The 11,171-nt window shown below is 53.1% G+C and carries 11 protein-coding genes; 10 read left to right on the top strand and 1 reads right to left on the bottom strand.

Annotation, left to right across the window (positions count from 1 at the left end; all coding sequences use genetic code 11):
* The 10 genes from VLH40_03225 to VLH40_03270 form a co-directional block, all read left to right on the top strand.
* On the top strand, positions 1–193 hold a 193-nt coding region (locus VLH40_03225), incomplete at its 5' end, for a hypothetical protein (GenBank protein ID HSV31020.1).
* A gap of 479 nt (positions 194–672) precedes the next feature.
* A complete protein-coding gene (locus VLH40_03230; GenBank protein ID HSV31021.1) occupies positions 673–921 on the top strand; it encodes a TM1266 family iron-only hydrogenase system putative regulator in 249 nt (82 codons plus the stop codon).
* 18 nt (positions 922–939) lie between these two features.
* Positions 940–2,004: a [FeFe] hydrogenase H-cluster radical SAM maturase HydE gene (gene hydE / locus VLH40_03235; GenBank protein HSV31022.1), complete on the top strand. Its 1,065-nt coding sequence runs from the start codon at positions 940–942 to the stop codon at positions 2,002–2,004.
* A gap of 47 nt (positions 2,005–2,051) precedes the next feature.
* Positions 2,052–3,335 (top strand): [FeFe] hydrogenase H-cluster maturation GTPase HydF, encoded by a 1,284-nt coding sequence (gene hydF, locus VLH40_03240; GenBank protein ID HSV31023.1) that lies wholly within the window; start codon positions 2,052–2,054, stop codon positions 3,333–3,335.
* A complete protein-coding gene (hydG, locus tag VLH40_03245) occupies positions 3,328–4,755 on the top strand; it encodes a [FeFe] hydrogenase H-cluster radical SAM maturase HydG (protein HSV31024.1) in 1,428 nt (475 codons plus the stop codon). Before hydF ends, hydG begins: the two co-directional genes overlap by 8 nt.
* A 186-nt stretch (positions 4,756–4,941) precedes the next feature.
* Entirely contained in the window at positions 4,942–5,940 is a 999-nt protein-coding gene (locus VLH40_03250; GenBank protein ID HSV31025.1) for an acyl-CoA dehydratase activase-related protein, read from the top strand.
* Positions 5,897–7,009: a hypothetical protein gene (locus tag VLH40_03255; GenBank protein ID HSV31026.1), complete on the top strand. Its 1,113-nt coding sequence runs from the start codon at positions 5,897–5,899 to the stop codon at positions 7,007–7,009. Before VLH40_03250 ends, VLH40_03255 begins: the two co-directional genes overlap by 44 nt.
* Entirely contained in the window at positions 7,006–8,022 is a 1,017-nt protein-coding gene (locus VLH40_03260) for an acyl-CoA dehydratase activase (protein HSV31027.1), read from the top strand. The genes VLH40_03255 and VLH40_03260 overlap by 4 nt, the downstream gene beginning before the upstream one ends.
* A 105-nt stretch (positions 8,023–8,127) precedes the next feature.
* A complete protein-coding gene (locus VLH40_03265) occupies positions 8,128–8,853 on the top strand; it encodes a DUF4234 domain-containing protein (GenBank protein HSV31028.1) in 726 nt (241 codons plus the stop codon).
* A gap of 2 nt (positions 8,854–8,855) precedes the next feature.
* Positions 8,856–9,776: a rhomboid family intramembrane serine protease gene (locus VLH40_03270; protein ID HSV31029.1), complete on the top strand. Its 921-nt coding sequence runs from the start codon at positions 8,856–8,858 to the stop codon at positions 9,774–9,776.
* 52 nt (positions 9,777–9,828) lie between these two features.
* Here VLH40_03270 and VLH40_03275 read toward each other — a convergent pair whose 3' ends face one another.
* Entirely contained in the window at positions 9,829–10,959 is a 1,131-nt protein-coding gene (locus VLH40_03275; GenBank protein ID HSV31030.1) for a metal ABC transporter permease, read from the bottom strand.
* Between the last annotated feature and the right edge of the window lie 212 nt (positions 10,960–11,171).

The following is an 11,171-nucleotide window of genomic DNA, read 5'->3' on the forward strand; positions in this document are numbered from 1 at the left end:
TGCCTGTTGCGATGAACTCCCTGATATCACCTTCACGGAAGCCTTGCGATTGGTCTGTGAATTGTTTACCCAGATTCTGCAGGAAGTCTTTCACGTTCCGGCGACTCATCTGAAAAAGTCAATATCCGCATTCTGGAACCATGTTCCCTCATGGTTGAGGGAGAAACTCATAATTGTGATGTGCGAAAGTTGAGAGTAGAATCAATATTTGTATGTAAACAGCCATGCAGTATGCCTGCGGGTCAAGTAAACCCGTAAGGAAACGGGAGCCGCATGCTATATGCTGAGAAGACCGAGCGTCAGCAGCCTGCCTAACACCCTGGTGGAGGTTATTGGGCAAGAATGATCAGACGTGAGGCATGTGGAGCGTAGTCTCAGAAGAAAAACAGATTAAAAAGTGGCAGGGGGGAATATGTTTTCCCAGCCTCCCACTCTATATTTTCGGTAAAGAACCGGGTATAATATTACCAGTTTTCAGTATCTGAGGGTCCGGCCACGCCGTTCCCAAGGATGAGCATCGCGTTACGGTCTGATTCCAAGGGTGAAAGCCTGCGGGAAGGAGGTAATCCAATATGGCAAGATTACAAAGCTTACTAGTGAGCCCATTGTGGTGCTGACCGGTAAGCTTTTTTTTTGGTCTTTTTGGGATTTTGTTCTGGGGGAGGATCGCCGGTGGAGAAGCGCCTTGGTGTAATAGGTATCGTGGTGAAAGACCGGGAAAGTGCCGTATCACAGGTCAACGAATTGTTGAGTGCTTATGCGGGTATTGTTGTCGGCCGCATGGGAATTCCCTACCGGCAACAGGGGGTAGCAGTCATAGCCCTGATTGTCGATGGCTCAACTGACGATATCGGAGCTCTGACCGGGAAATTGGGGGCGATTCGGGGAATTCAAGTGAGGTCGGCCCTGACTAAAAAATAGGAGGTTCCTTTGAAGAATGTGAGTATATCACTCAAAAAAATGGTTTTACGATTGAGGATCGGGAAGTCGCTTTCCCGGGAAGACCTAGCCGCTCTTCTGGAGTCGGGAGGCGAAAACGCCGATTTCCTCCGCTGTCAGGCGGATGCGCTTCGTCAAGAGGTGATGGGAAATCGTGTCCATCTGCGGGGCCTGATCGAATTTTCCAATCATTGTGAGCGAAATTGTCTGTATTGCGGACTGCGCCGTGGGAACACAAGCCTGGAACGTTACCGGCTGAGTGGTGAGGAAGTGTTTCAGGTGGCCCGGACCGCTGTTACTCTTGGGTATCAAACGGTGGTATTACAGTCCGGAGAGGATTCCCAGGTGTCCGCGGACGATCTGGCCCGGATTGTCCGGCGCTTAAAACGGGAACTTGACCTGGCGGTGACCTTGTGTGTTGGAGAACGGGACTATGAAGAATACGCCTTGTGGCGGAGAGAAGGGGCCGACCGCTACCTGCTCAAGCACGAGACAGCGGACCCGGCCATCTATCGACGTCTGCATCCGGATATGATCTGGAACAGGCGGACCCAGCGTCTGGCGTGGTTGCGGAAACTGGGCTATCAGGTGGGGTCTGGCTGTATGGTCGGACTACCGGGACAGGATGCCTGGTCGCTGGCCGGAGACCTTATTTTTCTTCGGACCCTCGACGTCGAAATGGCTGGTATCGGACCATTCGTCCCTCACCCCGCAACGCCGCTGGGGAATACGCCTGGCGGGGATGTGGAGATGACGCTCAACGCGGTTGCCCTATCCCGTCTGCTTCTGCCACAGGTTCATCTTCCCGCCACCACGGCACTGGGAAGCATCCATCCACGGGGCCGGCAAATGGCTTTGCAGGCCGGAGCCAATGTAGTTATGCCCAACTTGACTCCCAAACCGTATCGGCGACTGTACGAAATTTATCCGGACAAGATCTGTCTTGACGACGATCCTTCCCACTGCCGGCAATGTATCCAGGGGATTATCACCTCGCTGGGCCGTAGGGTGGCGGACGATCCGGGACACAGCCCCAAGCTGGTGTTCCATAAAGCAATGCCGTGATGTTTGTCCTCGGGCGGTAAAAATCAATTTTTGGGAAGGTGGGCACCATGTTTAAAACACCCAGGGGAAACAGGCTTCATATCGCTATATTCGGACGACGGAATACGGGGAAGTCCAGCCTGATCAACGCTCTGACCAATCAGGAGATTGCGCTGGTCTCCGATGTACCGGGAACCACGACAGACCCGGTCTTCAAGACGATGGAAATATTGCCTATCGGTCCGGTTGTCATTATCGACACGGCAGGTCTTGATGATACCGGTGAGCTTGGGGCGCTTCGCGCAAAACGCTCACGAGCTGTCTTTGACCAAGCGGACCTAGCCTTGGTGGTCACCGATACACGGCAGGGAATATCCGGGTTTGAAGAGGATATCCTACGGCAATGCCGGGACCGGGATATTCCAGCTATCATGGTGTCGAACAAGAGCGACCTCTGGACGGGTAGGGAAATACGGCAGATCGAATCCGCCCTGCCTGAAGGGATCCCGATGATTTTTACAAGCGCCTTGACCGGCAGAGGCATTGAAGAACTTAAAAATGCCATAATCCGGACAGCGCCCTCCTCCTGGGATGAGCGACCCATTATTGGAGACCTGCTTGATCCCGGCGATCTTGCCGTGCTGGTGGTTCCCATTGATCATGCAGCACCGAAAGGTCGACTCATCTTACCTCAGGTTCAGGTCCTGAGGGATATTCTCGACCATGACGGTCAGGCTCTGGTGGTAAAAGAATGCGAACTCAAGCAGGCTTTATCCCTTCTGAAAAAGAAACCGAAGATCGTGGTGACCGATTCGCAGGCATTTTTGAAAGTGGATGAGGATACGCCCCCAGACGTTCTCTTGACCTCCTTTTCTATTCTTTTTGCCCGATACAAGGGAGACTTGGCGACTATGGTCGAAGGAGCCCTGGCCATCGAACGGCTCCTTCCCGGGGACCGGATCCTGCTGGCGGAAGGGTGCACCCACCACCGTGTCGAGGACGATATTGGAACAGTCAAAATACCACGCTGGTTACGTCAGGCAGCCGGGGGGGAATTAAGCTTCGAGTGGGTCAATGGGCAGCAGTATCCGGAAGACCTCAGTGATTTTGACCTGATTGTGCATTGTGGTGCGTGTATGCGGAATCGTCGTGAAATGCTTTCCCGTATCTCTTTCGCCCGGCGCTCCGGTGTCCCGATCGTGAATTACGGTATCTGCATCGCCCATTTAATGGGGATTCTTCCCCGAGCGCTGGCTCCTTTCCCGGAGGTTATGTCACGGTTAAGGGAAAAAAGAGAGACAGATAAACAGGAGAAACTAATGATCGGAAAGGCGGAACATGAAAATGTTTGACGAGACCTGTACGGTGAATACTGAAAAAGCGGACTTTATTCGGGAAGCGGAGATCGTTGCGTTGCTTCGTGAGGGAGAGGTGGCTACTCCGGAAGAAGTTCGGGCGGTAATCGAGCGCTCTGGCCGAGCCAGGGGATTATCTCTTAGGGAAGTTGCCATGCTCCTTGGGGTGGAAGACGAAACCCTGATACAGGAGATGTTTGCGGTCGCCCGTCAAATCAAGGATCAGATATACGGAAAGAGGGTGGTTCTTTTCGCTCCTCTGTATATCAGCAATTATTGTGTCAATAATTGCGGGTATTGCGGGTATCGAGCCGGCAACCGTTTTGCCCGTCGCAAGCTCACTCAACGGGAACTGGCAGACGAAGTCGCGATTCTTGAAAACATGGGTCACAAGCGGATCGCGCTGGAAGCCGGCGAACATCCGGATGAATGTCCTCTCGAGTACGTTCTGGAAGCGATTCAGACTGTGTATGCCGTTCGAAACAACCAAGGCAGTATCCGCCGGATCAACGTGAATATTGCCGCTACCGGAGAAGAGGAATACGCTCGCCTCAAAGCATCCGGCATCGGAACTTATATTCTTTTTCAGGAAACCTACCACCGGGGAATGTATGCCAAAATGCACCCCTCCGGACCAAAGGCGGATTACGATTGGCACACGACTGCCCACGACCGGGCCATGCGGGCCGGGCTTGACGATGTGGGAATCGGAGTCCTGTTCGGACTCTATGATTATGCTTTCGAAACATTAGCCTTGTTCCAGCATGCGCGCCACCTGGAAAGCGAGTTCGGGGTCGGCCCCCATACCGTCTCGGTACCCCGCCTCAAGCCGGCTTCGGGGATAAACCCGGAACAATTTCCACACCGGGTTTCTGACCGGGAATTTATGAAGGTGGTGGCCATCATTCGCCTGGCTCTTCCGTACACCGGAATGATCCTCTCCACCCGTGAAAACGTTTCCCTGCGGACTCGCCTCCTCGATGTGGGAATATCCCAGATATCCGCCGGATCCTGTACGGGAGTGGGAGGATATAAAAAGGAGGCAATGAACGAACAGCGTGACGGGGAGGTTCCTCAGTTTAATGTCGAAGATCGGCGTAGTCCCGACGAGGTCCTGGCCGATGTCTGCCGTTATGGATATCTACCCAGTTTTTGTACTGCCTGTTATCGGACCGGTCGGACCGGCGAGCGCTTCATGGCGCTGGCCAAGGCCGGTGAAATCCAGAATGTATGCCAACCCAATGCCATCCTCACCTTCAGGGAATATTTGCTGGATTACGGGACACCGGAAACCAGGCTGATTGGTGAACAAACCCTTCGTGAACATCTCGCCCGGATACCGAACGTCCATATACGCCGGCTCACTGAAGAACGTCTCGGTCAAATTGAGCGGGGCGAACGCGATCTGTCGTTTTAACGAAGCTGGCATAGGATAGGGAAGGGGGGTTTTCAGGAGAATGAATTCTTCGTGAGGCGGGTGAACCGCTATCGTCCAGCGGGCGGAAATATGATCGATCTGTTCTCAACCAAATTTTTTTGGCAACACCTGGCTAAGCGTATATAATAATGCTTAAATCTTGTGTTGTCTTCCGGGAGGTTCATTTTGAAAATCGGGATTCCGAGGGGACTTCTCTTTTATCGCTTCTATGCGCTCTGGAAAACTTTTCTCGAAGAGCTCGGGCAGGAAGTGCTGGTCTCCCCCCCGACCAGCAAGCCAATTATTCAACAGGGTTTGACTCACGCCGTGGAGGAAGTCTGCTTTCCGGCCAAAGTGTATCTCGGACATTGCCATTTCCTCAAAGACCAGGTGGATATGATCTTGATTCCCCGGGTCGTGAGCTTTCACCGGGGCGAGTACAACTGTCCTAAAATTCTCGGTCTTCCAGACCTGACCCGCAGCCTATTCGGGATCGCTCCGGAACGGATGATCGACGACGAAATCAATATGCGGGAGCGGGGAATCGTTGGTTGGCGGAAAGGGTTTTTTTCCATCGGACAGAGATTCGTCACAAGTGAACGAAAAATCGCCAAAGCGCTGGAAAAGGCGGAAACGGCTCACCGGGCATACCGGGATAGCCTCCGACAGGGAATACTTCCCGAAACAGTAATCGATGGCCAGCCACCGCTACCCGATCATGCGGAAAAGGTGTTGCTGCTTGGCCATGCCTATCTGGCCAGTGACAGTTATATCAACATGAATCTGATCCACAGGATCTCCGGTCTGGGCTTCTCGATTATCACCCCGGACATGCTGGACCAGGAGGGTTTACGCCGTCACTTGCCGGGAAGAACCAAACCCAGTTTCTGGACCATGTCTAACGAGATTTTAGCCAGTGCTCTCTATGTTTTACGAGAAAAACCTTCAGCGATCAAAGGGTTTGTGCATCTGATGTCTTTCGAATGCGGCCCGGATTCCTTGGTCGGTGAACTGGTTGGGCGCTGGCTGAAGAGAGACAAGCATTTTCTTCCCTATTTAAAGCTCGAAATCGACGAGCATACCGGTGAAGCGGGGATGCTTACCCGGCTGGAAGCCTTTGTGGATATGATGAAGTGGAGGCATGGAAGTCTTGAAAGCCACCTTTCCGCATCTCGCCCATCTTGACATCGCCCTGGGCTTTCTTTATCCAACACTGGGAGTGGACATTGTGCCTCCTCCCCCCATCTCGAAAAAAACCATTGAACTGGGCGTCAAGCTCGCTCCGCAGAACGCCTGTTTTCCACTCAAGGTCACTCTGGGCAACTTCCTGGAAGGTATTGAGCAGGGAGCGGATACCGTTTTCATGGTCGGGGGGGTGGGTCCCTGTCGTTTCGGGTATTATGGCGAGATCCAAAAGGTGATTTTAGAGGACATGGGTCACCGGATCAAGTTTGTCCTTTTGGATCACCCCCGTTATGGCTTCCGACGCTTTCTCGATGCTTTGCGGTCGATGACGGGAGGTCGATTTTCATTTATCCGAGCCAAGCGGGCTGCCATTCTGGCTTGGCGAATCCTGCGCTTTACCGAGGAACTCGAAGGGTATCTCCGGGACCTGCGGGCCCGGACCTGGGATCCGCAACAATTAGAAACCATGGTCACCCAGTCGCTGCACCGCTTGCGTCAGGTGAGCAGTCCGGTGGCGTTGGACTCTTTGTGCCGGGAGGTACGGGGCGAAATTTCTCTACTCCCCAAGGATAACACCCGGGACCACCTGCGGGTGGGCATCGTGGGTGAAGTGTATGTAGCCCAGGAACGACGGATCAATTTCGATGTAGAGCGCCTCTTGGGGAGCTTGGGAGTAAGAGTCCACAATTCGGTGTCCACCGTCGAGTATCTTCTTCATGCTCTCCCTTTTTTTAAATCGACTGAAAAACTGGAGGCCTGGCGGTTGGCTCGTCCTTACCTCAACCGTTTTATAGGGGGGGAGGGAATCGATTCGGTTGGCTCTACCGTCCGTTATGCCCACCAAGGATATGATGGGGTTGTGCATCTGTACCCTTTTACCTGCATGCCGGAAGTGGTGGCCAAGGGGATTATGGGTGAAGTCGGGCGGGATTATGATCTGCCTCTCCTCCATCTAGCCATCGATGAACATGCGGGGGAAGCGGGATTGGTGACCCGAGTGGAAGCGTTTGTCGATGTTCTTGAACGCAGGCGAAAATTCGGCAGGAAGAAGCTGGGGGTCGGAGGATGAGAAAAGTTTTCCTCGGGGTGGATGTGGGTTCAGTTACCACCAAGTTCGTTCTGATTGACGGAGAAAAAAAGATCCTGAACAGCTGTTACCTGAAAACCAGCGGTGACCCGATCGTGGCCATCAAGCATGGTCTTCGGCACATCCATTCGCATTTTCCGGGCGATGCAGCCATCCGGGCGGTGGGGACGACCGGCAGTGCCCGGCACTTGGCCGGGGTGGTGGTAGGGGCAGATATCGTGAAAAATGAGATCACCGCTCATGCTGTTGCGGCCATTACCAGGGTTCCTGAGGTGCGAACGGTCTTTGAGATCGGTGGGCAGGACTCGAAACTGATCCTCATCCGGGATGGGGTAGTGGAGGATTTTGCCATGAACACGATATGCGCCGCTGGGACCGGCTCCTTTTTGGAACACCAGGCGGTACGGCTGAACGTTCCCATCGAAGAGTTCGGAAAACTTGCCGCCCGGGCGACGCAAGCGGTGAGAATAGCCGGCCGCTGCACGGTATTTGCCGAATCGGATATGATTCACAAACAACAGCTCGGTTTCGGAAAACCGGAAATCGCCAAGGGTCTTTCGGAAGCCCTGGTGCGGAACTTTATCAATAACTTGGCCTCCCGGAAGACCATCGAAGGACCGGTGGTTTTCCAGGGGGGCGTAGCGGCTAACCAAGGTATCGTCCAGGCTTTCCATGATTTTTTTAGAGGGGAGATTGAAATTGTGGTACCTCCCGAACACGGAGTGATGGGGGCCTGGGGGGCGGCGATTCTGGCACTGGAATACGCTTCGGAAGGGACGTCTTTCCAGGGCTTCAACGTGGTGGAACGGGACTTCCAGACGCAGAGTTTCGGGTGCGAAGACTGCCCGAATTCCTGTGAAATCGTGATCCTAAAGGAAGATGGCTTGCTCAAAGCCCTGTGGGGAAGTCGCTGTGGAAAATGGACACCGGAGATCAGGGAAAAAACCGGGACTAAAAATTACCAGGAACCAACTCAGTATGCCGGAAAGCAGTAAAGCCTGTCTTTCGAGTTTCAGGCAATGTATTGAAAATAACCCGGTCAGGCTGTGCCGTTTTGGTATTTATGATACAATGAGAAAAATTTTATTGGGGGTGCGAGCATGCCCATCTCAGGTTTTATCGAGGAAAGCCGGGTAAGCATGCCGGCTGCCATCCTGGCGGTGGTGTTTATTGTACTATTCGGTATTTTTGGTTTCGTAATAACCGCTTTTACCGGGTTGACCGGTGCTTTGGGCGCAGTGGTAGGTGCGGCGGCGGTCAGTATCCTTTTGGGCGTCATCAGCGTCATACTGCAGTTTATCGTCCTGTACCAGTGGAGTAACGTCCTCAACACCAACATCAGGAATACGCAGCAAATTTTCACCTATATGAAAGAACACCTGGAAGATCCCCTGCGGGGCGAGGTCGGCTTTTTCGTCAACCGGATAGAGGACTTCATCATCCCCACCTGGATTTACTGGGTTTACCTGGTCCTGCATCTGGTAGGCCTCATTCCCCTGGCGACGATGGTCGGACTCATCGCCTTTATCTTCCTGGCGGTGTTTTTACACAAAATATTTCAGACGACGAACAAGGTTTCGAACCTGAAAGACCGCTTATATACTTACCTCAAGGATAAAAAAGGTTTGGGGATGGATTACACGGTGGCTCACGTCCCTCACCGCAGTATCGGACTGTTTATATTGCTCTCCATTGTCACCTTTGGAATATATTGGGCCTACATACTCATCAAGCTGTCCAGCGAAATCAATCAATTTATCTCATCTGACGAAAAAATTCGCGCCGAACTTGAACTGGTGTATTCGGAAGGAACGGCCAAGGCTTAGGAATGTTTAAATACATCATCGTTATCAATGGCTTGTTTTTTCTGGCCACCATCGCCAGCGGTGGTTTTGCTACACCGAATCTGATCGAACTGGGAGCTAAACACGGTCCCCGGATTGCCGCTGGAGAGTGGCAAAGACTCCTGATCAGCATATTTTTACATGGCAGCTTATGGCATCTTTTATTCAATTCCTATGCCTTGTTTTACCTGGGGAAGCTTTGTGAAGAGGTTTTTGGGTCCCGGAAATTTTTTGGGATATACATCGTCACCGGGATTGCCGGTAGTATCCTCTCGTACTTCTGGAACTTTCACATGGCTGGAGTGGGAGCCAGCGGAGCGATCTTCGGTCTGGCGGGAGCGATTTTTGCCAGTGGCCTGAAACACCGGAACACTTCTCTCAACCGACTGGGGATGAGTATTCTTCCCTTCATTCTCATCAACTTGCTCATCGGGTTTGTTGTCCCGGCAATCGATAACGCCGCCCATATCGGGGGACTTTTGGCTGGTATGGGCATGGGTTGGCTCCTTCGACCCGGAACCTATAGGCGGGGCTGGAAAAATACGGTTGAGGAGGCATTGAACTGGACGCTGATTGCCTTTGTCGCCTTCAGTATGGTGTCTTTTTTCGTCCCCGGTCTTTCCTCTGCGCGGGTATCCGTCGAGCAGGTGGTGGCCTTTCACAACGAAGCCCAAGCCCTGATCGAAGGTGTACGGACCGGGTCTCTTCCCAGCTTCGAACGCGTGGAACGCCTCCGTCCACCCGACCGGGAAGCCCGGGAGATTGTCCGGAATCTCGAAACTCTTATTCTGGAAGGTGGAAGGGATACGTTACTCCTTTCCCGGGTGGAGGAGGATTTTCAAAAGTGGCGAGGGAAAATCCTTACTCAATATGAAGGCTTGATTTACGAAACATCGAACCGTTGAAAATAGATGTAGTTACGGGCCCCTGAGTTCGGGCCGGGAAAAGAGCAATGGATTAGAGTTTAGTATTATTGAGCGAGAGGCGATCCGCTGCGGTTTTTTTCCCCCGGTCGGTGAGATAGAGGCGGTCTTTCCGCTCGTTGAGGCGAATCAGGGAGTGATGGGTGAGATGGGCGATGACCCTTCTTCCAAAGGCTTCATTCCAGCGAAGGTGACGGTCGATATGGTCGATCGATGATTCCTCGGCTTCCTCGGGTCGTCCCGCATGATGAGAGAGATGGATCAGAAGCGCATCGCCGGCAAAGCGAATGCGCTGTTCCCGCAGTCTCAGCCACTGTTGGACCAGACCCCGCCGGGGCGCCCCGCATAGGACAATGGTGAAGATAATTCCAGAGACGGTGGCCATGCTACCAGCGATAGAAGCATCGAGCAGATAAGCCAGAAAATATCCGACAATTGAGGAAAGGATGCCGATCAACGGTCCCAGTACCAGCATCAGGGCCAGCCGGTCGGTCAGGAGATAAGCTGCCGCTGGAGGAGCGATCATCAAGGCCACTACCAGGACTGAACCGACCGCTTCGAAAGAGCTGACCGCCGTGGCCGAAACCAGGGTCATCAGGGCGTAGTGGATGATGGCTGGCGAGAAACCGAGGGCTGCGGCCAGAGCGGGATCGAAAACGATCAGTTTCAGTTCTTTGAAAAAAAGCGCGATGAAAACCAGGTTGGCTATAGCGGTAGAGGTGGCCAGCCAGAGGGTCCGCGGACCAAGATCTCTTCCGGCGATCACCAGACGGTCAAACGGAGCGAAAACCAACTCCCCCAGCAGGACCACATCAGTGTCCAGATGAACGTCCCCTGCGTAACGGCTGATCAGGATCACTCCGATGGAAAATAGGGCGGGAAAGGCGATTCCGATCGCAGCATCCTCTTTCACTAAACGGGATTTCACCAAGACTTCCACCAGAAATACAGTGAGCACCCCGGTCGCGGTGGCGGCGATGAGCATCGGAAAAGAGGCCAGGCTTCTGGTATAGAAGAAAGTGATGACGATCCCGAAAAGTATGGCATGGCTGATGGCATCCGAAAGCATGGCCATTTTTCTGAGGACCAGAAAAGATCCGATCAGCGCACAGCTTCCAGCAACAACCGAAGCGATTAGGATTATTTCCATCTGCATCAGATCCATGGTTATTGTTCCCCGGAATATTGATTTTGCTGCAAAAACTCATTTCAGCAAGACCCCGTTGCCATCAGCCCCGCCTCATCTGGTGTTTTCTCGCACGCATCAATGACCACGTCCGGTTACAGTGCTGCTGAAAAGGCCATCCTTGGCCTTTTTGCTGCGAAAATGCGGTGATTTCGGCGGCTGATTCAGGCAACTTAGGCCCAGGCTTCCTT

The organism is Atribacteraceae bacterium (assembly GCA_035477455.1).
GTDB lineage: Bacteria > Atribacterota > Atribacteria > Atribacterales > Atribacteraceae > DATIKP01.